Below are 19705 nucleotides of genomic sequence, written 5' to 3'. Positions count from 1 at the left end.
GTCCGCCGCACCCGCAGGCCCGCCCCGCCGCCGTGCCCGGTATGACAAGCCGTACGTGCGACTGAGTAAAGTGTCCGGGTGAAGATCGCGCTGATGGACTCCGGGACCGGGCTGCTCGCGGCGGCCGCCGCCATGCGGCGACTGCGGCCGGACGCCGATCTGGTCCTCTCCTCCGATCCCGACGGCATGCCCTGGGGCCCCCGCACCCCCGAGGACGTCACCGCACACGCACTGGCGGTGGCCCGCTCCGCGGCCGCACACCGCCCCGACGCCCTGATCGTCGCCTGCAACACCGCGTCCGTGCACGCACTGCCGGCGCTCCGTGCCGCACTCGAACCCCAGGTCCCGGTCATCGGCACCGTCCCGGCCATCAAGCCCGCGGCGGCCGGCGGCGGCCCGGTCGCCATCTGGGCCACCCCCGCCACCACCGGCAGCCCCTACCAGCGGGACCTGATCGAGCGGTTCGGGCAGGGCGTGGAGGTCACCGGGGTGCCCTGCCCCGGGCTCGCCGACGCGGTCCAGGCCGCCGACGAGGCCGCGATCGACGACGCCATCGCGGCCGCGGCGGCGCGCACCCCGCGGGGCCTGCGCAGCGTCGTTCTGGGCTGCACCCACTACGAACTGGTCGCCGAACGCATCCGCGCCGCCCTCCAGCAGCCCGGTGCCCCCGCCCTCGTCCTGCACGGCTCCGCCGAGGCGGTCGCCGCCCAGGCGCTGCGCCGCATCGGTGCCGAACCGGCGCCGGCGGCCGCCCCGACCGGTGCCCTCAGCGTGATCCTCAGCGGGCGCCCCGCCGGACTGCCGGCCGCGGCGCTCACCTTCGCCGAGGGCCGGCTGCTCGCCGAGAGTCGTACGGACCTCGCACCGGGCGCCCCGGCCGGGGGCTCCGCCCGGGCCGACGGGGTCGCCGCGGCCGTCCGCCGCTGACGTCAGCCATGACGTCGGCGGTCCCGCGCTGCGGGCCGTGAACGACCGGCCGATGCCCTGCCGCAGCGTGCAAAGACGCGTACGCTGCGTCTCATGAGGGACCACCCCCACGAGGGGGCAGCAGCCCCCGACGACCCTGGTACGACCGATGGCGCCGACAGCGGAGCGCGCCCCACCGGCGGCTCCCATGCGGAGATCCCCGAGGTCTGGCACGGCAGTGCCACCAACCGCATCCAGTGGCTGCTGGCCGCGATCGGTGCGGGCTGTCTCGCGCTGGGCATCGAACTCGCCGTCGAGAGCAACTGGACCGCGGGCCTGGCGCCCCTGGTGATGTCGGTGGTCGGCTGTGTCGCCGTCGGCCTGCTGGTGCTCTTCGGCACGCTCGCCTACGTCCATGTCGCGGTACGCATCGACAAGGACTGCCTGGAGGTGCGGTGCGGCCATATAGGAGTGCCCCGCCGCCGCATCCCCCTCGACACCGTCGTCGGCGCCGATTTCACCCCCCAGGTCACCCCGCGCCACTGGGGCGGCTGGGGCTACCGCTGGCGCCCCGAGCAGGGCACGGCCGTGGTCGTGCGCCGCGGGGAGGGCGTGGTGGTGCGGCTCGGCGACGGGCGCGACTTCACCGTCACCGTCGATGACGCGGAGGGCGCCGTCCGTGCGATCCGCGGCCGGCTGCGGCCGCGCAAGGGGACCCCGGCGGGCGCCTGAGCGCCGAGCGGGGCGGAGGCCCGCCCAGGGGCCGGGGCCCGGCGGGGACGTCCCGTAGGGTCGGAGCATGGCAACCCCCGAATTCATCCGTCACCTCCGGACCTCCATCGGCCGGCAGCTGCTCTGGCTGCCCGGGGTGAGCGCGGTGGTCTTCGACGACCAGGGGCGGGTCCTGCTGGGCAAGCGGGCCGACACGGGTGGCTGGTCGGTGATCGGCGGTATTCCCGAGCCCGGTGAACAGCCCGCCGAGACCGCGATCCGCGAGGTATACGAGGAGACCGCGGTGCGGGTCGTCGCCGAGGGCGTCGTCCTCGTCGAGACCATGCCGCCCACGCACTACCCCAATGGCGACGTCTGCCAGTTCATGGACGTGACGTTGCGCTGCCGGGCGGTCGGCGGCGAGGCGAGGGTCAACGACGACGAGTCGTTGGAGGTGGGCTGGTTCGACGTGGACGCCCTGCCGGAGCTGGAGGAGTACGCGCTGACCCGCATCAAGCGGGCGCAGGAGGCCGGGCCGACGTGGTTCCACAAGATGGGGGAGGAGCCGGAGGGGCAGCAGCCCTGAGGCGTCGTTCCCGGGCGGGCGCCCGCACTCCGGCGGCTACAGCTCTTCCGTCGACGGCTCGTCCATCGGGCCGGAGGGCGCGCCGGGCAGCGTGGGCAGCTGGGATCCGTCCGGTCCGCCGGGTTCCCCGGACGGCTGGTCGGTCGGCTCCTCGGTGTGCATCTCCCGCTTGTCCTTGCGGCAGGTCGTGATCCAGGTGCCGGTGGGCCCGCTCTCGTACTGGCAGAACCAGCCCCGCACGGCCAGGGTGCCCCGGTCGTCCCGGCCCTCGTGCGGGACCCGCAGGAAGAACTCGGACATCACCTGGCGCGCCTCGCCGCAGTCCACCGTGCCGCCGGCAGCCGGGTCCGCGTAGAGGGTGACGTCACCCGCCTTGCCCAGTGCGTCGCGCAGATCGCCGCAGTCCATCGGTTGTCCGGGGACGGTGGGGGACGCGGAGCCGGGATCCTCGCGAAGGGTCTCGTCCGGGCCCGGCGCGGTGCCCGCGGCGGACGACGCCGCGGCCGTCGGGTCCCGGCCGCCGTCGGTTTCCCCGCAGCCCGCCGCGGCCAGGGCGAGCAGCGCCGTCGGCACGGCGATGAGCCTGTGCATGTCGGTCTCTCCCTCGGGGCGGCGGTGCGCGGACGGGGCGGCGGTGCGCGGACAGCACGCTGCGTCGTACGACGCTAGGGGCCCGACGGGGGCGCGGCGATCCGGGACGGCCGGTCGGGTGAAGCGGGCGGGCGGCCGGGAGCGGCGGTGCGGCGGCCGGGCGCGGGCGCGGGCACCACATCTGACGTGGGCCGCCGCCACCTGCGGGCCGCGAACTGTGGCGCCGGACCACATCGGTGACGGACCCGGCCGCTACCTAGGGTGCGGGCATGACCGTGATCGGCACCCCAGGCCCGGTATCCCTCGACCTCGACGGCCGCACCGCGCTCGTCACCGGAGCGGCCAGTGGCATCGGACGCGCCTGCGCGCTGCGACTGGCGGCGGCCGGCGCCACGGTGCGCGCGGTCGACCGGGACGCCGACGGGCTGGCCGCCCTCGTGGCGGATCACCCGAACGGCGGCCGCGGCGGCATCGAACCGCGGGCGCTGGACCTCACCGATCTCGACGCCGCGGAACGGGCCGCGGCCGGCACCGACCTGCTCGTCAACAACGCCGGCCTCCAGCTCGTACGCCCCCTCGAGGAGTTCCCGCCCGACGTCTTCCACCAGGTGCTGACCGTCATGCTGGAGGCGCCCTTCCGGCTGCTGCGGGGCGCGCTGCCCCACATGTACGCGCAGGGCTGGGGCCGCGTCGTCAACATCTCGTCCGTGCACGGCCTGCGGGCCTCGCCCTTCAAGTCCGCGTACGTCGCGGCCAAGCACGGCCTGGAGGGGCTGTCGAAGACCGCCGCCCTGGAGGGCGCCCGGCACGGCGTCACCAGCAATTGCGTCAACCCCGGCTATGTCCGCACCCCGCTCGTCGAACGGCAGCTCGCCGACCAGGCAGCCGCGCACGGCATCCCCGAGGAACGCGTCCTGACCGACCTCCTGCTCGCCGACTCCGCCCTCAAGCGGCTGCTCGAACCGGAGGAGGTCGCCGAGGCCGTCGCCTACCTCTGCACTCCGCAGGCGTCCTTCATGACCGGTGCCTCGCTGGTGCTGGACGGGGGCTGGACCGCGCATTGAGCGGCCCCGGTCCGGTACCCGGCCGCGGAGGCTGGCGCACCGTGACGACCCGGAGGTATCCCTGTGACCATGTCCTGCGATCAGCCGGTGCCCGAGCCGGACCCCGAGCCCGTGGCGGCGCCTTCGCCGGCGCCCGGCCCCGCGGCCGCCCGCCCGCCGGCGCCCGTTCCCCACGCCCGGGCCCGCGCGTTCGACGACGACCCGGCCGAGACCGCCTTCCTCGCGCTGCTGACCGCCGGCGCCCCCGCCGAGGACTACGAGCGTCCGGTGCTCCGCGCCCGTGCCGACGGCGCGTCCGCCGCCCGGCTCGCCGCACTGGAGCGGGCCAAGCTCCTCGCGCTGCGGGTCCGTGCCGAGCTGGAGGGCCGCCGGCGGCGCGAGGCCGAACTGTCCGCGCTGCACGCCACCGCCCACGACCTCGCCGGGCTGCGCGACCCCGACGCGGTGCTGCGGGCGATCGTGCGCCGGGCCCGTTCCCTCCTGGGCACCGAGGTCGCCTACCTCACCCTCCACGACCCCGCCGCCGGCGACACCTTCATGCGGGTCACCGACGGCTCGGTCTCCGCGCGGTTCCAGCAGCTGCGGCTCGGCATGGGCGAGGGCCTGGGCGGGCTGGTCGCACAGACCGCCCGCCCCTACGTCACCGACAGCTACTTCCACGACGAGCGGTTCCGGCACACCCGCAGCATCGACTCGGGCGTCCACGACGAGGGCCTGGTGGCGATCCTCGGGGTGCCGCTGATGCTCGGCAGCGGCGTGATCGGCGTGCTCTTCGCCGCCGACCGCCGCGAGCGGGTCTTCGAACACGGCGAGATAGCCCTGCTCGCCGCCCACGCGGCGCACGCCGCCGTCGCGATCGACACCGCCCGCCTCCTCGCCGAGACCCGCAAGACCCTCACCGAACTGGAGGCCGCGAACGAGATCATCCGCGACCGCAGCGCGGCCGTCGAGCGCGCCTCGGACATCCACGACCGGCTGACCGAACTGGTGCTGCGCGGCGGCGGGGTCCTCGACGTGGCCGACGCGCTGGCGGAAGTCCTGCACGGCGAGGTCGAGTTCACCGAGCCCGGCGGGGCCCCGGCCGCGGCGCTGGACCGCTCCCGCGCCGACGGCCACGCCGTACGGGAGGGCGACCAGTGGGTCGCCGCGGTCGGGGCGGGCGGTGAGGTGCTGGGCGCGCTCGTCCTGCGCGGCCACCCGGCCCTCGACCCGGTCGACCAGCGCACCCTGGAGCGGGCCGCCATGGTCACCTCGCTGCTGCTGCTCGCCCGGCGGACCGCCGGGGAGGCCGAACAGCGGGTGCGCGGCGAGCTGTTGGACGACCTGCTGAACGCCGCCGACCGCGATCCCCGCCTGCTCGGCGAACGCGCGGCCCGGGTCGGCGCCGACCTCGACGCCCCGCATGTCGTCCTGGCGGCCCGGACCGACCAGGCACCGCCGGCCGCCGATGCCGCCTCCCACCCCGATGGCGCCGACCGCCGCCGCCTGTGGTCGGCGGCCTCCCACCTCGCCGCCACCCGCCATGGCCTGGCCGCCGTACGCGACGGCGGCGCCGTCCTGCTGCTGCCGCTCGGCCCCGACGACGACCCGGCACACACCGCCCGGGAGATCGCCGCCCGGCTCGGTGCCGCGCTGCACCAGCCGGTCACGGTCGGCGCCTCCGCCCCGCTCCCGGCCCCCGCCGCCCGCCCCGCCGCGGTCGCCGACGCCTACGCGGAGGCCCGGCGCTGCGGTGAGGCGCTGCGCGTACTGGGCCGGGCGGGCCAGGGCGCGGCCGCCGCCGACTTCGGCTTCCTCGGTCTGCTGCTCGCCGACACCCGCGACGTGGACGGCTTCGTCCACCGCACGCTCGGCGCGGTCGCCGACTACGACGCCCGGCGCGGGACGGAGCTGCTGCGCACCCTCGGCGCCTACTTCGCCTGCGGCATGAGCCCGGTCCGTACCAAGGACGCCCTGCACGTCCATGTGAACACCGTCGCCCAGCGCCTGGAGCGGGTGAGCCGGCTGCTGGGCCCCGACTGGCAGAGCCCGGCGCGTGCCCTGGAGATCCAGCTGGCGCTGCGGCTGCACCAGCTGTCCTCCGCCGTGGCACGCGATACCGGCAGGTAGCCAACGACGCTGCCGGGCCCCCGGCACCCGAACCGGCCGGTACCGGTAGCCGCCTCCGGGTGCGGGCCGCCGCGACCTGCGGCAACGTGGTGGCGAAGCTTTCCCCTCCCACCGCACAAGAGGAGTTCGTCATGGGTGACAAAGGCGCCATGGACAAGATGAAGGGCAAGGCCAAGCAGAAGGCCGGCAAGGCCATGGGCGACGAGCGTCTGAAGAGCGAAGGCCGCACCGACGAGGCCAAGGGCAAGGCCAAGGGCGCGATGGGCAACGCCAAGGAGAACATCCAGGGGATGAAGGACTCCCTGAAGAGCAAGAACTCCTGACGCCCGGCGGGGGCGTGGCGGACCTGCTGCCCCGTCTCCCGGAGCGTCCCCGGCCCGCCACGCCCCCGCCGAACATCAGGTTCCCCGGCCCTTCGGCCGGACCCCTCAGGACGGTACGGCCGACGAGGTTCCGCCCTCCGCCGCTTCCGGGCCCGCCGCCCGGAACGCGTCGGCCGTCGCCGTGCCGTCCACCGCGGCGAGATCCCGGCTACGGGTCTCCCGCGCCACGCCCACCGCGAGCAGCGTCAGCAGCGCGGCCGCGATGACGTACAGGGCGATCGGCGCCGGACTGTCGAAGTCCGCGAGCAGCGCCGTCGCGACCAGCGGGGCGGGCGCTCCGGCCACGACCGAGGAGAACTGGGCACCGATCGAGGCGCCCGAGTACCGCATCCGGGTCGCGAACATCTCCGCGAAGAAGGCCGCTTGCGGCGCATACATCGCACCGTGGAAGACCAGCCCGACGCTCACCGCGAGCAGCAGCAGCCCGAACTGGCGCGAGTCCACCAGCGCGAAGAACGGGAACGCCCAGACCGCGACGCCCACGGCGCCCAGCAGATAGACCGGCCGGCGCCCGATCCGGTCCGAGAGCGCGCCCCAGGCGGGGATGACCGCGAAGTGCAGCGCCGAAGCGATCAGGACGGCATTGAGGGCGGTCTGCTGCGACAGCCGCGTGTGCGAGGTGGCGTAGACGAGCACGAACGCCGTGATCACGTAGTACGAGATGTTCTCGGCCATCCGCGCGCCCATCGCGATCAGCACATCCCGCCAGTGGTGCCTGAGCACCGCCACCAGCGGCAGCCTCTCCACGGCGCCGCCCTGTGCCCGCCGCGCACCGGCGCTCGCCAACGCGGCCCGGAACACCGGTGATTCGTCCACCGAGAGCCGCACCCACAGCCCCACGACCACCAGCACACCCGAGAGCAGGAACGGCACCCGCCACCCCCACGACGCGAACGCCGCGTCGGACAACAGCGCCGTCATCACCGACAGCACACCCGTCGCCAGCAACTGCCCCGCGGGCGCACCGGTCTGCGGCCAGGACGCCCAGAACCCGCGCCGCCGCGCGTCACCGTGCTCCGACACCAGCAGCACCGCCCCGCCCCACTCACCACCCAGCGCGAACCCCTGGACCAGCCGCAGCACGGTCAGCAACACCGGCGCCGCGGTCCCGACCGTCGCATGCGTCGGCAGCAACCCGATCGCGAAGGTCGCCCCGCCCATCATCAGCAGACTCAGCACCAGCAGCTTCTTGCGCCCCAACCGGTCCCCGTAATGCCCGAACACCAACGCCCCAAGAGGCCGCGCCGCAAACCCCACCGCATACGTCAGAAATGACAACAGCGTCCCCACGAGCGGATCCGAGCCCGGAAAGAACAGCTTGTTGAACACCAGTGCCGCGGCCGACCCGTACAAAAAGAAGTCGTACCACTCGACGGTGGTGCCGATCAGGCTGGCGGCGACGATGCGCTTGAGGCTGGCGGGTGGCGGAGCAGCGGTCGCGGGGGAGGACATCGGCACCACTTCCTGGCGTTGGACGGGGACGTCTTCGTGTCGCCACACCGTAGGAACACGCAGGTCAGAGGCGTATGTGGTGGGACGACATAGTTCCGGGCCCCGATGTACGCGCGCCAACCATGGGGCGTCGCCCTGCTCGTGGCGACGTCCGGCCTCGGTGAGGCGGTGAAGGTGCTGTCCGAGCTGCGGTGTCCGAGCAGACCGCCGGGCCGGGCCCCGCCGACGGCGGCGCCGGCTGCTCCGTCCTCGTGGTCATCGGCCCCCTCCCGCCTCTGCGAGGACCCCTGCTTCAACCGTGGTCCGTGGGGCGGGGTGCCGGCCCGGCCACGGGAAGACCAGGCGGGAGGAGGTCTTGTCCAGGACGTGGCCGGCCGGGAGTTCATGGTCGGGAGTGCCTGCGGGGTGCACGGTCATCTGCGGGTAGCCGCTCCCGCGGACGTGCTGGTCCCAGGACCGTACGCAGGCGGCCATCCGCTCCGCCAGCGCGGCGCCGGCCGGGCCGACGGCGTGGACGATGAACTCGGAGCGGCGCTCTTCGGCCGCCTCTCCGTCCTTGACCAGGACGTGGGTGAGGTAGGCCAGTGAGCCGTCCGCGACGGTGGCGGCGGCGTCCACGCCGCGCGGGAGGGCGGCCGGCGCAGTGCCCCGGGCGCCGGCCAGCCGGCAGAACCCCGGCAGGGTGGTGGCCGCATAGAGCTGGAGCGTGTCGAAGGACTCCCTCCCCACAACGGTGACGCCGGTGGGCAGCTCATGTCGCGGACCCCGCAGAGCCTCCTCCAGGCCGGCGGGATCCGGGGGAGTGCCGTCCTCGTGGCGCAGCCGGAGTTCGCCGACGAGCTCTCGCACCGCTGCCGCCTGGAAGGACTCGCCGGCCTCGACGCGCCCGCCGGGCAGCTCCCCCATGCCTCGCGTCGACCGGCCGAGCAACACGCGCCCGGAGCCGTCGGTGACCACCGCACACACACCGACGACGGACTGCGGTTCCGGTCGGCCTTCTCCACCGCAGCGCAGTCCCGTGCGGGGCCGCGCAGCACGAGAACCGCCAGGCCCTCCCCGCCTCGAACCGCTCGCCCTGCGACCAGCCGTCCGCCAGCAGGCTGATCTCCTCCTCGTCCAGCGCGATGTGCCGCCGTTTCATTCGATGGCGGAAGGCGGGCGAGGCTTCGGCGGCGGGTTCAGGCGTGTACTCGAACGGTGAGTCCGACTCGTTCGCGGGATTGCGTTGCCTCGGTTGCCGTGGCTCCGAAGCGGGACTTCACGTGTGCCGCACCGGAAGCCCGGGGCGGTCCAGGGGGAGTCGGCTATGGGGGCTCTTGACGGATATCGGGTCGATCATCTTCTTGTTCCGTTTTGAGGGGTTACGTGTATTCTCCTCAGAGGCAGATCCCGAGCGTGAGGGGACGGGGAGACATGATGAAGAAGATCATCGCGATAGCGTTCGTCACCGCACTGTTCGGCGCCGGAAGCGCCGGCATTGCCTCTGCGGCCTCGGCCGAGCCGGGGCCCCCGCCGGGTCGTGGCATCGTCACCACGACGTTCTACTGTCCCGCCCCGCGAGGCACCTTCGCGATCACGGCGGACCCGTGGGTGATGGGCCAGTACGAGTGGTATTACGGCGGGCAAGGCTGCACGTACAGCGCGTAGTCTCTGACGTCCCTCCTGCGGTGTTACGCGCGCCGCATCGACGCCGTCGAGTGCTCCGGCACGGCGAGCCTCGTCCACCGGGGCGGACGCACAGGCACCTGCACAGGCCGGCGCCTTCTGTTCCGGTCCTGCTCCGGGAATCCTCCCGGCCTTCTCCGGGCCTTCTCCGGTCCTCCCACTGGCGCACCGTCGGGGCGCTCGGCTGTGCACGGTCGGGCACGTTCCGGACGAGGTGGCGCATGGATCGGTGCACCCGTACGCCGCGCATCTGCACACCCGGGCACCCGCGCCGCTGTGCACTCGTGCACAGCGGCGCCGCTGTGCGTGATCTGCACGAACCCGGGACCACGACCGCCGTAGAGTACGGAGTACGGGCCCTTCCCGGAGCCATCGGGCCTTCCCGTGGCGGCAGTTGTGGGCGGTGGTGCGCGGGTGCGCGGTGCGGGCCGTTTGCCGCTGAGGCTGATCGGCCGGTTGTCCGCGCGGGTGGGGCGGCTTCGGCAGGGCGTGGTGGCTGGGCCTTCCGCATCGGTCGGGGTGATGGCGACGAGCGGCGCGGTGTGGCGCGCGGTCGAGGTGCTGCGGTCGGCATGGTGCCGGGGCGTGGTCGATGTGCTGTGGCTCGTCGGCGAGGGGTGGGGCGTTGGCCGATGCCCGAGAAGGCCGGCTGTTTTGAACGGGCCGAGAGTCGTCCTCCGTCAAGGACGTTCTGGATGACTGGATGACCGGATGACGCGGCCGCTGTTGCGCTCTTGAGCGCACGCCGTCGTGGACGCACTACGGGAGGGATGTATCTGATGAGCTCCGCAGCAGGCGCGAGACCAGGGAAGACAGCGGGCGCCGGGTATCGGGCCGCCGGCCGGGCGCGGGGGTGTGGTCATGATTCATGAGGTGGATGAGGCGTTGCGGCGGGTGCTGCGGGCGGGGGCGTTGCCGGACGGGGCGGGGGATGTCGCGTTCGAGGCGCCGAGCCGTGACTGGGCGGCACGGCGCAATACGCCCACGCTCAACGCCTATCTCTACGACATCCGTGAGAACGTGGCCCGCCGTGAGCGCGGGGCGATCGCGGAGCGGGATGCGAGCGGCATGGTGGTGCGCCGGCGTCAGCCGCCCCGCTGGTTCCGGCTGTCGTACCTGGTCACGGCGTGGACCAGCCGTCCGGAGGACGAGCACCGGTTGTTGTCGGCCGCGCTGGGCTGCCTGCTCGGGCAGGAAACGTTGCCCCCGGAGGCACTGACGGACGCCCTCCGGGGGCTGGAGGCGACCATCCCGATCACGGTCGCGGTGCCGCCCGCCGAGTCGCGCTCGATCGCCGACATCTGGTCCGCACTCGGTGGCGAACTCAAGCCGTCCCTGGATGTGGTGATCACCGTGCCCTTCCCGGTCACGCCGTCGTACGAGGTGGCGCCGCCGGTCACGCAGGGCGCGGCGGTGGTCGTGCGGGGCGTGGACGGCTCACCGGACGACTCGCGGCTCCGGATGCTCCGGTCGGCTCCGGATGCTTCGCCGTCAGGGACGGGTTCCCGCGAGGGCGAGCGGTGAGCGGCAGCACGGTGAGCGACGCCATGGTGGGTGGTACGGCGGTGGGTGGTACGGCAGGGCACGGGGGCGCGAGTGGCGCGTTGCTGGGGCGGCTGGCGGCGCTGCGGGAGCGGGTGGCCGGGCTCGTCGAGCGGCGCAGCGCCGGTGATCCCACGGCTGCGGATCCGCTGCGCGGGCTGTACGTGACCCCGGAGACGGCCCGACGGCTGGCCGCCCAGCCCCCGCCGGCCGCCACGGGGGAGACGCAGGAGGACGAGGCGTGGGCGGGGGAGGGGAACGGGACCTCGGCGGAGGGAGCCGGAACCTCGGCGGACGGGGCCGGGACCGCGGAGACGGGCGACGGGACCACTGCGGCATGGGGCGAGGGGGCGGCGGATCGGGTCGGGGTGCTCGTCGGGCGGTTCGGGCTGTCCGTCCTGGACCTGCGGATTCTCCTGGCCGCACTCGCTCCTGATGTGGACCGGCACTTCGAGCCGCTCTACGGCTACCTCAACGACGATGTCGGGCGCCGTCGGGCCACCGTCGCCCTGGCGCTGGAGCTCGCCGGCACCGGTCCGCACGAGCCCGCGGCGCGCGCCCGGTTCCATCCCGCCGCGCCGTTGCGGTCCGGTGGGCTGCTCGTCGTCGAGGAGGAGGACCGGCCGCTGCCCGGCCGCGCGCTGCGGGTGCCGGAGCGGGTGGTGGCCCATCTGCTGGGGGACGACGGACTCGATCCTGAACTGTGCGGTGCGGGGGTGGAGTTGCTGCCGCCGGGAGAGGGCGCGGGCGAAGGCCCGGACATCGACGGCAGCGACGAGCGGGCGTTCTTCGGGCGGCTTGCCGCTCTCGTGGGGGAGCGGCCGATCGCCGTACATCTGCGGGAGCGGAGGGCCGGTGCCGTTGCCGGGTCGGTGACCGATGAGGTGCGGGGCGTCGGCCGGCCCGTAGTGCGGTACCGGCCGGAGGACAGCCAGGGCGACGGTGCGGGGCCGGTCGGTGCGTTGGTGCGCGAGGCACGGTTGCGGGGGGCGGCGCTGGTCGTGGGGCCGCTGCCGGAGCGGGCCGGAGGGCTCGTACGGGCGCTGGCGGGGCGGGAGGTGCCGGTGGTGTTCTTAGGGAGCGAGTCGTACGACCCCGGGTGGGCTCCCGATGCCGGCCTGCTGGCGCTGGACGCGCCGGACGGGGCGGTGGCGGCGGCCGAGGTGTGGCGTGCCGAACTCGGCGCCGTGAGCGATGACATCGGTCCCGACGTTCTGGACGGGGAGTTCGATCTCGGGGCGGCCGTGGCGCCGTACCGGCTGGCCGCCGGGCAGATCCGCCGGGCGGCCCGTGCGGCCGGTGCCCTCGCCGCGTTCGACGGGACACCGCTGACCGCCGCCCATGTCCAGCGCAGTGCGCGTCAGCAGTCCGCCCCGCTGCTGGACCGGCACGCCCGGCGCGTCCGGCCCGCCGTCGGCTTCGACGGGCTGGTGCTGCCGCCCGAGCCCTTGGGGCTGCTGCACGAACTGGTGCAGCGGGCCCGGCACCGGGAGCAGGTGCTCGGCGCGTGGGGGCTGCGTACCGGCGGTGGCCGCGGCAGGGGCGTGGTGGCCCTGTTCGCCGGGGAGTCCGGCACCGGGAAGACGCTCTCCGCCGAGGTCGTGGCCGGTGAACTGGGCCTGGATCTGTATGTGGTGGAGCTGTCCGCGGTGGTGGACAAGTACGTGGGGGAGACGGAGAAGAACCTGGAGCGGATCTTCTCCGAGGCCGACCGTACGGACGCGCTGCTGCTCTTCGACGAGGCCGACGCCGTCTTCGGCAAGCGCTCGGAGGTCAAGAGCTCGCACGACCGGTACGCGAACCTGGAGAGTGCGTATCTGCTCCAGCGGCTGGAGGCGTTCGACGGGATCGCCGTGCTCACCACCAACCTGCGGGCCAACATCGACGACGCGTTCACCCGTCGGCTGGATCTGGTGGTCGACTTCCCGTTCCCGGACGCCGAGCAGCGGACCGCGTTGTGGCGTTCCTGTCTGATGGCCGCGCCCTGTGCGGACGACCTCGGACTGGACGCCTGCGCCAAGGAGTTCGAGCTGTCCGGCGGGGCGATCCGCTCGGCCGCGGTGACCGCCGGCTATCTGGCCGCGGGCCGTGGCGGGCCGGTGTCGGCCGAGGACATCCGGGCCGGAGCGCGGCGCGAGTACCGCAAGATGGGACGGTTGGTGCCGGACGCGTCACCTTTGTGGGACTGAGCCCCCTGGCCGGACGCGTCACCTGTGGGACTGAGTCACCCGGCCCCCCGCGTCACCTTTGGGGGGACGAGCGACCCGGGGGGGGCCGGGCGGGCCGCGCCGCCGGTCATGGAAAAGGGCGGCCGCCCGGCACTGAGGTCGGGCGGCCGCCAGGGTGCCTATGCTGACGCGCATGTACCCAAAGTCGCAGACGGAGACGGAGACGGAGACGGAGACGGAGACGGAGACGGAGACGGAGACGGCAACGGAGCTGGATCTGGAGATTCCGTTGACCGGGGGCCGGATCACGGAGGGTGTGGTCCGGGTCGGGGACACGGTGCGGCGGCCGGTCGGGCCGCACTCGTCGTTTGTCCACCGCCTGCTCCGGCATCTGGAGGACGTCGGCTCCGACGCCGCGCCGAGGCTGCTCGGGATCGACCCCAAGGGCCGCGAGATCCTCAGCTTCCAGCACGGTGAGACGTTGACCGAGTTCCGGACCCGTGACTGGGCGCCCGCGCAGATCTCCGCCGCGGCGCGGCTGCTGCGCCGGCTGCACGACGCGACCGCCGGCACGCCGGTCGCGGGTGGCGAGGAGACGGTGTGCCACAACGACTTCTCCCCGCTCAACGTCGCCTTCGTCGACGGCCTGCCCGTCTGCGCCTTCGACTTCGACCAGGCCGCCCCCGGCCCCCGCACGCGGGACCTGGCCTACGCCGCCTGGCTGTGGCTGCTCGGTGCCGACATCACCGGCCCGCTCGAGGGGCAGCTGGCCCTCCTGCGCACCTTCCTCGACACCTACGGGCTGGCGGACGAGCGCCGTCGGGGCTTCGGCGGGCGCATCGTCGCCCGGGTCGAGGCCGAACGGGACTTTCATGCGCGCGCCGGACGCATCACCGGCCCCGGGTCGTGGCTGCACCTGGAGATCGCCTGGCTGAGCGAACACGCCGATGCCATCGACCGGGGCCTGGAGAGTGGCCGCTGACGGCGTGCTCCCGCCCCTGCGGCCTTGGCAGGTGTCGGCGGCCGTGGCGGCCTGGACGGCCCCGGCCGGTGCCGGGCGGAGCTGCCCGCTGTGCCCGGTGCCGGCTCACGGACCGTCGGCGATCTTCCAGTCCTGCCGTTCGTTGGGACCGTCGGAGCACTGCCAGGTGATCGCGCCCTTGTCGTTCTGCATATCGGTGAGGCACTCGTTGTTGGCCGTGTTGACGATGCGGGTGCGGCCGTTGTCCGTGTCCTCCAGCCGCCACTTCTGGTGTTCGGCAAGTGCGCCCGACTCCAGGTTCTCCGCGGAAACGCCCTCGATCTGGACCTGGTTGGTGTTGTCCTTGAGGTCGACGACGCTGCCCGGGGCGCTGGCCGCCTCCAGGGCGACCGTGTTGTTCTCGGGGTAGTGATGGATGATCCACCACTGGTTGCGGCCGAACTCCTCGCCCGTCCACCGGGGGTTCTGGCCGACCTGAGTGCCGTCCTCCTGACCGCCCTGGTTCACCTGGAGGTACCAGCCTTCGCCCGAGGCGTCCCGGATGGTCTGGGCCTGGGGGCCCTCGTCCTTCTGCTCGTCACCGCCCTCGGGCGCCTCGTCCGTCGGCTCCTGCGAGGGAGCGGCGGAGGGTGAGGGCTGCTCGGGCGGCGGCGAGGGCGCCGGCTTCGTGGGCTGCTCGATCGGGCGTCCGACCGGGCCGGGCTTGTCCTTCGCGCTGGTGGCCACCGAGGGCTGGGCCGTGAACCACAGCGCCACGAAGGCCAGCGCCGCCGCCAGCAGCAGCGAGCACACCGCCATCGCCCAGCGCGGCAGTACGGACGGCTGGACGTAGGTGCCGCGCAGCTCGGTCGGCTCCGGGACGCCGGCCCGCAGCGCCGAGACCGTGAAGGGGTGCTTGTTGGTGCCGCCGACCCAGCTGACCCGACCGGGGCGGATGTTCAGCCGGGCGAAGGCGGCGCGCCCGGGGGCGACCTGCACCGAGCTCGGCACGGCCTCGACGGAGAGGGCGTCCCCGTTCTCCCGGCCGGAGAGCGAGACGGTCAGTGGCTGGTTGCCGAGGTTGTCGACGGCGACCGCCGCTTTGGCGCGCCACCGGCCCTGCACGGTCAACGGGACCAGTTCGCTGCGGAGTTCGGTGAACGTGCCGACCGTCACCTGCCCCTCGACCACATCGCGGATCTCGGGGTGCTCGGCCGGCTCGACGCGGATGCCGAAGGGCGTCGGCCCGGCCACGGCGTCCGGTGTCCGCGGGGGCGCGAAGACGACCTCCGCGGTGCCCTCCGCCCCCGGATAGAGCCGCAGCACGTCCGGCTCCACCCGTGTCCATCCTGCGGGGTCGCCGGCCGGCCGCAGCCGGTATTCCTCGACGGTGTCTCCCGTGTTGCGGATGCGTAGCCGTACGCGCGCGACGGCACCCGGGTCGACGGTGATCGCGGCCGGTTCCAGTGAAGTCCACATACTCACCCAGGCAGTCAACCTGTCCGGCGGGCGCGGGTCAGTGTCCGAACGGGCAGAGCCAGGGGCAGAGGCGGGTGTCCCGATGGCCGGTCACGCGGCGGGCGGCGGCCCTCGTGCCCGAACGGGCAGGTGCCCTGCCCGTGGCGGGGCCCGTTCGTCTCTATGACCGAGCGCACCCGCCCGCCAGGATCGAAAGCGTAGAAGCGGCACAAGAACGGCAGCAGCAGTGACCGGCAGTGAACAGCGCCGGTCGGCAGTGAGCGGGACGGGGGATGGACATGCGGGCACAGGACCGGTGGTGGGAAGCCGGACGGGAGCGTGCGGGGGCGGCTCCCGCGGCGCGTACGACGACCTCGACCGCTGCCGGGACGGCCCGCCGGACGGCCGCGGCCGGGAAGGCCGGGTGCCTCGTCCCGGAGGCGGCCGCCGTCCTCCCACGGGCCGTGGGCAACGCGTTCTCGGCCGCACGGGCGGCGGACGAGCGGCACCGGCATGGCGCGGGCCGCGAAGGCACCGCACCGGTCGCCGGGCGGTGCTCGCCGGTCGAGGACGTACTGCGCACCCCCGGCCGTGCGCCCGACGACTCCGTCCGGGCCGACATGGAGCCACGGCTCGGTGCCGACTTCTGCGACGTGCGCGTCCACCCGGACGCGGCGGCCCGTGCATCCGGCGTCGCGGTCAACGCCCCAGCGCACACCTCCGGTTCGCACGGCGCCTTCCGGCGGCGGTACGACGGCTCCTTTGCGGCGGGCCGCCAGATGCCCGTCCATGAGCCGGCCCATGTCATCCAGCGGCGCACCGGACCGGCCGCGGGCACCGACCGCGGCGACGGGACGAGGGTCTCGGACCCCTCCGACCGGTTCGAGCGGGAGGCGGAGGCGCATGCCTCGCGGGTGAGGAGCCGCCACACCGCCCGTGCAGCGCAGCGCGGAGCCGGGGCCGGTCGAGGGCCGCGAACCTTCCGAAGCACGTTTCCACCTGAGCGCGATGCCGCCTCCCCCTTTCCACCCCACGCCTACTAGGAGCAACGTTCCATGCCCAACTACCTGTCGCCCGGCGTATACGTCGAGGAGGTCGCCAGCGGATCCCGGCCCATCGAAGGGGTGGGAACATCCGTTGCCGCCTTCGTCGGGCTGGCGCCCACCGGCCCGCTGAACGATCCGACTCTGGTGACGAACTGGTCCCAGTACGTGGCGGCCTTCGGGGAGTTCACGGACGGGTACTACCTGGCGCATTCCGTGTACGGCTTCTTCAACAACGGCGGGACGGCGGCGTACGTCGTACGCGTGGGCGGCGCCCCGGACGGCACGGAACCCGCCGCGGCCGTGCAGACGGCGCCCAGGGCACTGACCGCCGGGGAGCCGGTGGCGCTGGGCACCTTCAAGGTCGCCGCGATCGCGGCCGCTTCTGCCGGCGGGGTGCTCTCCGTCGAGGTGCAGGACGCCGAGGGCGAGGGCGGTGCCGACCGCTTCAAGCTGGTCGTCAAGGACGGCGACAAGGCCGTCGAGACCTTTGACGTCAGCGCGAAGAAGAGCGCCCGGAACTATGTCGTCACGCAGGTCAAGCAGCGCTCGAAGACGATCGTCGTCGAAGAGGCCGCCGCGGCGGCGCAGTTGGCGAAGCCGGACGCCCAGAGCGTCACCCTGGCCCCGCCCGCCCCGGCACCCGCCGCGCCCGCTGCGTCCGGCGCCGTCGAGCGGCTGGACTCCGGCCGTTTCATCGGCGACTCCGCCGACCGCACCGGATTCGGCGGCCTGGAGGCGCTCGACGAGGTCAACATGGTCGCCGTGCCGGACCTGATGGCCGCCTACCAGCAGGGCCTGATCGACGAGGAGCAGGTCAAGGCCGTTCAGCTCGGGCTCATCGCGCACTGCGAGCTGATGGGCGACCGGATGGCCGTCCTCGACCCGCCGCCCGCTCTGAACGCCCGTGACATCCGTAAGTGGCGCCAGGAGATCGCCGGGTACGACTCCCGGTACGCCGCGCTCTACTACCCGTGGATCAAGGTCTTCGACCCGACCTCCGGCCAGTCGCGCATCGTGCCGCCGTCCGGCCACATGGCCGGCGTGTGGGCCCGTAACGACAGCGAGCGGGGTGTCCACAAGGCGCCGGCCAATGAAATCGTCCGCGGGGCGGTCGATCTGGAACTGCAGATCACCCGTGGTGAGCAGGACCTGCTCAACCCGGTCGGCGTGAACTGCATTCGCGCCTTCCCCGGACGCGGAATCCGGGTGTGGGGCGCGCGGACCATGGCGTCCGACCCGGCGTGGCGCTACCTGAACGTCCGGCGCTACTTCAACTACCTCGAAGAGTCGATTCTCATCGGGACCCAGTGGGTGGTGTTCGAGCCGAACGACGAGGCGCTGTGGGCCCGTATCCGGCGCAACATCTCGGCGTTCCTGGTCAATGAGTGGCGCTCGGGCGCACTGTTCGGGCAGCGGCCCGAGGACGCCTTCTACGTCAAATGTGACGCCGAGACCAACCCCGTCGAGTCCGTCGACCTCGGACGGGTCGTGTGCGAGATCGGCATCGCGCCGGTCAAGCCCGCCGAATTCGTGGTCTTCCGGTTGGCGCAGTTCTCCGGGGGCGGTGGGGAGCTGGAGGAGTAGCCCTCCGTCTTTCTCTTTCCGCTTCTCTCCCGAACCGACATCCCTTTACCGCAACAGGAGTAAACTCCCGTGTCCCTTCAGCCCGGTGATGCTCTCACCTCACACAATTTCGGCCTGCAGATCGACGGGGTGATGGTCGAATATCTGCAGGAGGTCAGCGGCCTGACCATGGAACAGGACGTCATCGAATACCAGCAGGTCTCGGCGGACGGCAAGCCCGTCGTGAAGAAGATGCCCGGCACGAAGAAGGCCGGCGAGTGCACGGTGACCCGTGGAATGACGCAGAGCGGCGCGTTCAGCGAATGGATCAACAAGTCCATTGCGGGCGACATGGGTTCGGCCCGTAAGAACGCCACCATCATGATGATGGACTACCAGAACAACCCGGTGAAGCGTTACAACATGCGCAATGCCTGGTGCAGCAAGGTGGAGACCAGCGGGGTCAAGGCGGGCGACGCGGCCGCACTGACCGAGCAGGTCACCATCGTCTTCGAAGAGCTGGTCATCGAATAATGCGGCGCGCAGGCCCGGGGGCGCAGACGGCCACCACGGCGAACATGGCACATGCGGCGGGCGTAGCAGGGGCTCCAGGCGCGGCGAGCACGGTGAATGCATCCGGGCCGGCGGGTTCGTCTTCCGGGGCGAGTTCGTCCCCTGCCATGGATGCGTCCCGTGCGGCTGGTCGTGAACCGTTGCGGACGGAGTTCGAGTTCGAGCTGCCGCGCGGATTCGTGGACGAGTCCGGCACCGTCCACCGCAATGGCGCGATGCGTCTGGCGACGGCACGGGACGAATTGATTCCGCTGCGGGACGTCCGCGTACGCGAGAACCCGGCATACCTGTCGGTCGTGCTGCTCGGCCGGGTCATCACCCGGCTCGGCACGCTCGGGTCCGTGCACGACGGCACGGTGGAGAACATGTTCGCCTCCGACCTGGCGTTTCTGCAGGACTTCTACCGGCAGATCAATGCCGAGGGACACACCCGCGCCGCCGTGGCCTGCCCGCACTGCGAGGAGTCCTTCGAGGTGGAGCTGGCCGGGAGCCGCCTGGGGGAATCGTGACGTACGCGACCGATCGGATCGAGGAGGAAGTCGCCTACCTCGCCTACCACTTCCACTGGGGGCTGGACGACATTCTCGACCTCGAACATGCCGACCGGCGCGCGTACGTGGCGCAGAGCGCGGCCCTGGTCGAGCGGGCCGAAGGGAAGCAGTGACGGGGGATGGGGATGTTCGGGTGGCTGCGGGGGCCACGGAGTGCGCGCGGCGCGGAGCGGGTGCGTGCGCCGGAGGACGGGGCGGCGGCGACGGATGCCGCGGCCGGGAGCGAGGGGAGCAGGGGGAACGAGGGGAGTGCGGCGGCGCAGGGAATCCGGCCGGGGCCGGTGGGTGGCTGGGCTGCCGTGCCGCCCGTCCAGAGGGTCCTTGGGGCGCCCCGCACCGTCGCGGAGACCGGCTTCGCCGCGTCGCTGAGCGCGCA

19 protein-coding genes are annotated in these 19705 nt (G+C 73.1%); 15 read left to right on the top strand and 4 right to left on the bottom strand.

Translation table 11 applies throughout. The features are described from left to right. The first annotated feature begins 78 nt into the window (after positions 1 to 78). The 3 genes from AB0411_RS22565 to AB0411_RS22555 all read left to right on the top strand — a co-directional run bounded on the left by AB0411_RS22565 (position 79) and on the right by AB0411_RS22555 (position 2203). Positions 79 to 927, top strand: coding sequence for a glutamate racemase (locus AB0411_RS22565; protein WP_366419072.1), 849 nt, complete (start codon positions 79 to 81; stop codon positions 925 to 927). A gap of 93 nt (positions 928 to 1020) precedes the next feature. After that, on the top strand, positions 1021 to 1638 hold the full coding sequence (locus AB0411_RS22560) for a hypothetical protein (RefSeq protein WP_366419071.1): 618 nt from the start codon (positions 1021 to 1023) through the stop codon (positions 1636 to 1638). Positions 1639 to 1705: 67 nt separating this feature from the next. Next, on the top strand, positions 1706 to 2203 hold the full coding sequence (locus AB0411_RS22555; RefSeq protein WP_366419070.1) for an NUDIX hydrolase: 498 nt from the start codon (positions 1706 to 1708) through the stop codon (positions 2201 to 2203). Between the two features lie 36 nt (positions 2204 to 2239). Here the strand turns inward: AB0411_RS22555 and AB0411_RS22550 are convergent, their stop codons facing one another. Further along, positions 2240 to 2794, bottom strand: coding sequence for a hypothetical protein (locus tag AB0411_RS22550; RefSeq protein ID WP_366419069.1), 555 nt, complete (start codon positions 2792 to 2794; stop codon positions 2240 to 2242). Between the two features lie 269 nt (positions 2795 to 3063). Here AB0411_RS22550 and AB0411_RS22545 point away from each other — a divergent pair, with 269 nt between their 5' ends. The 3 genes from AB0411_RS22545 (at position 3064) to AB0411_RS22535 (ending at position 6290) form a co-directional block, all read left to right on the top strand. Continuing rightward, entirely contained in the window at positions 3064 to 3858 is a 795-nt protein-coding gene (locus tag AB0411_RS22545; RefSeq protein ID WP_366419068.1) for a 3-hydroxybutyrate dehydrogenase, read from the top strand. A gap of 69 nt (positions 3859 to 3927) precedes the next feature. After that, complete coding sequence (locus AB0411_RS22540) at positions 3928 to 5967, top strand: helix-turn-helix domain-containing protein (RefSeq protein ID WP_366419067.1); 2040 nt, start codon at positions 3928 to 3930, stop codon at positions 5965 to 5967. A gap of 131 nt (positions 5968 to 6098) precedes the next feature. Further along, complete coding sequence (locus AB0411_RS22535) at positions 6099 to 6290, top strand: CsbD family protein (protein WP_366419066.1); 192 nt, start codon at positions 6099 to 6101, stop codon at positions 6288 to 6290. 105 nt (positions 6291 to 6395) lie between these two features. Here the strand turns inward: AB0411_RS22535 and AB0411_RS22530 are convergent, their stop codons facing one another. Both AB0411_RS22530 and AB0411_RS22525 read right to left on the bottom strand, forming a co-directional pair. Continuing rightward, positions 6396 to 7802: an MFS transporter gene (locus AB0411_RS22530; RefSeq protein ID WP_366419065.1), complete on the bottom strand. Its 1407-nt coding sequence runs from the start codon at positions 7800 to 7802 to the stop codon at positions 6396 to 6398. A 255-nt stretch (positions 7803 to 8057) separates the two neighbouring features. Continuing rightward, complete coding sequence (locus tag AB0411_RS22525; protein ID WP_366419108.1) at positions 8058 to 8735, bottom strand: NUDIX domain-containing protein; 678 nt, start codon at positions 8733 to 8735, stop codon at positions 8058 to 8060. Between the two features lie 483 nt (positions 8736 to 9218). Between AB0411_RS22525 and AB0411_RS22520 the strand changes: the two genes are divergently transcribed. The 4 genes from AB0411_RS22520 (at position 9219) to AB0411_RS22505 (ending at position 14159) form a co-directional block, all read left to right on the top strand. Further along, positions 9219 to 9449 (top strand): hypothetical protein, encoded by a 231-nt coding sequence (locus AB0411_RS22520; RefSeq protein ID WP_366419064.1) that lies wholly within the window; start codon positions 9219 to 9221, stop codon positions 9447 to 9449. Positions 9450 to 10328: 879 nt separating this feature from the next. Then, positions 10329 to 10991, top strand: coding sequence for a DUF4255 domain-containing protein (locus AB0411_RS22515; protein WP_366419063.1), 663 nt, complete (start codon positions 10329 to 10331; stop codon positions 10989 to 10991). Between the two features lie 23 nt (positions 10992 to 11014). After that, positions 11015 to 13198: an ATP-binding protein gene (locus AB0411_RS22510; RefSeq protein WP_366419107.1), complete on the top strand. Its 2184-nt coding sequence runs from the start codon at positions 11015 to 11017 to the stop codon at positions 13196 to 13198. A gap of 172 nt (positions 13199 to 13370) precedes the next feature. Then, positions 13371 to 14159, top strand: coding sequence for an aminoglycoside phosphotransferase family protein (locus AB0411_RS22505; RefSeq protein WP_366419062.1), 789 nt, complete (start codon positions 13371 to 13373; stop codon positions 14157 to 14159). 105 nt (positions 14160 to 14264) lie between these two features. Here the strand turns inward: AB0411_RS22505 and AB0411_RS22500 are convergent, their stop codons facing one another. Then, positions 14265 to 15617, bottom strand: a complete 1353-nt coding sequence (locus AB0411_RS22500) for an RICIN domain-containing protein (RefSeq protein ID WP_366419106.1) — start codon at positions 15615 to 15617, stop codon at positions 14265 to 14267. Positions 15618 to 15895: 278 nt separating this feature from the next. Here AB0411_RS22500 and AB0411_RS22495 point away from each other — a divergent pair, with 278 nt between their 5' ends. The 5 genes from AB0411_RS22495 (at position 15896) to AB0411_RS22475 (ending at position 19442) form a co-directional block, all read left to right on the top strand. Continuing rightward, positions 15896 to 16639, top strand: a complete 744-nt coding sequence (locus AB0411_RS22495; RefSeq protein ID WP_366419061.1) for an eCIS core domain-containing protein — start codon at positions 15896 to 15898, stop codon at positions 16637 to 16639. A 12-nt stretch (positions 16640 to 16651) separates the two neighbouring features. After that, positions 16652 to 18226: a phage tail sheath family protein gene (locus AB0411_RS22490; protein WP_366419060.1), complete on the top strand. Its 1575-nt coding sequence runs from the start codon at positions 16652 to 16654 to the stop codon at positions 18224 to 18226. 69 nt (positions 18227 to 18295) lie between these two features. Further along, positions 18296 to 18739 carry a phage tail protein gene (locus AB0411_RS22485; RefSeq protein WP_018087540.1) on the top strand — a complete coding sequence of 148 codons (444 nt, stop codon included), beginning with the start codon at positions 18296 to 18298 and terminating at the stop codon, positions 18737 to 18739. Continuing rightward, positions 18739 to 19287 carry a hypothetical protein gene (locus AB0411_RS22480; protein ID WP_403150295.1) on the top strand — a complete coding sequence of 183 codons (549 nt, stop codon included), beginning with the start codon at positions 18739 to 18741 and terminating at the stop codon, positions 19285 to 19287. The genes AB0411_RS22485 and AB0411_RS22480 overlap by 1 nt, the downstream gene beginning before the upstream one ends. Continuing rightward, on the top strand, positions 19284 to 19442 hold the full coding sequence (locus tag AB0411_RS22475; protein ID WP_086721073.1) for a DUF6760 family protein: 159 nt from the start codon (positions 19284 to 19286) through the stop codon (positions 19440 to 19442). Before AB0411_RS22480 ends, AB0411_RS22475 begins: the two co-directional genes overlap by 4 nt. The last annotated feature ends 263 nt before the right edge of the window (positions 19443 to 19705 follow it).

The sequence above is a fragment of the Streptomyces angustmyceticus genome, from assembly GCF_040701845.1.
GTDB classification, from domain to species: Bacteria; Actinomycetota; Actinomycetes; order Streptomycetales; family Streptomycetaceae; genus Streptomyces; species Streptomyces angustmyceticus_A.
The sequence above is the reverse complement of the archived record's forward strand: the minus strand, read 5'-3'. Positions and strand labels throughout refer to the sequence as shown.

What these genes read in the sequence shown, in the direction of transcription:
- AB0411_RS22500 (WP_366419106.1), bottom strand. Translation starts at nt 15,617, where the DNA reads ATGTGGACTTCACTGGAACCGGCCGCGATCACCGTCGACCCGGGTGCC.
- AB0411_RS22560 (WP_366419071.1), top strand. Translation starts at nt 1,021, where the DNA reads ATGAGGGACCACCCCCACGAGGGGGCAGCAGCCCCCGACGACCCTGGT.
- AB0411_RS22505 (WP_366419062.1), top strand. Translation starts at nt 13,371, where the DNA reads ATGTACCCAAAGTCGCAGACGGAGACGGAGACGGAGACGGAGACGGAG.
- AB0411_RS22495 (WP_366419061.1), top strand. Translation starts at nt 15,896, where the DNA reads ATGCGGGCACAGGACCGGTGGTGGGAAGCCGGACGGGAGCGTGCGGGG.
- AB0411_RS22535 (WP_366419066.1), top strand. Translation starts at nt 6,099, where the DNA reads ATGGGTGACAAAGGCGCCATGGACAAGATGAAGGGCAAGGCCAAGCAG.
- AB0411_RS22555 (WP_366419070.1), top strand. Translation starts at nt 1,706, where the DNA reads ATGGCAACCCCCGAATTCATCCGTCACCTCCGGACCTCCATCGGCCGG.
- AB0411_RS22480 (WP_403150295.1), top strand. Translation starts at nt 18,739, where the DNA reads ATGCGGCGCGCAGGCCCGGGGGCGCAGACGGCCACCACGGCGAACATG.
- AB0411_RS22515 (WP_366419063.1), top strand. Translation starts at nt 10,329, where the DNA reads ATGATTCATGAGGTGGATGAGGCGTTGCGGCGGGTGCTGCGGGCGGGG.
- AB0411_RS22490 (WP_366419060.1), top strand. Translation starts at nt 16,652, where the DNA reads ATGCCCAACTACCTGTCGCCCGGCGTATACGTCGAGGAGGTCGCCAGC.
- AB0411_RS22550 (WP_366419069.1), bottom strand. Translation starts at nt 2,794, where the DNA reads ATGCACAGGCTCATCGCCGTGCCGACGGCGCTGCTCGCCCTGGCCGCG.
- AB0411_RS22530 (WP_366419065.1), bottom strand. Translation starts at nt 7,802, where the DNA reads ATGTCCTCCCCCGCGACCGCTGCTCCGCCACCCGCCAGCCTCAAGCGC.
- AB0411_RS22510 (WP_366419107.1), top strand. Translation starts at nt 11,015, where the DNA reads ATGGTGGGTGGTACGGCGGTGGGTGGTACGGCAGGGCACGGGGGCGCG.
- AB0411_RS22520 (WP_366419064.1), top strand. Translation starts at nt 9,219, where the DNA reads ATGAAGAAGATCATCGCGATAGCGTTCGTCACCGCACTGTTCGGCGCC.
- AB0411_RS22545 (WP_366419068.1), top strand. Translation starts at nt 3,064, where the DNA reads ATGACCGTGATCGGCACCCCAGGCCCGGTATCCCTCGACCTCGACGGC.
- AB0411_RS22540 (WP_366419067.1), top strand. Translation starts at nt 3,928, where the DNA reads ATGTCCTGCGATCAGCCGGTGCCCGAGCCGGACCCCGAGCCCGTGGCG.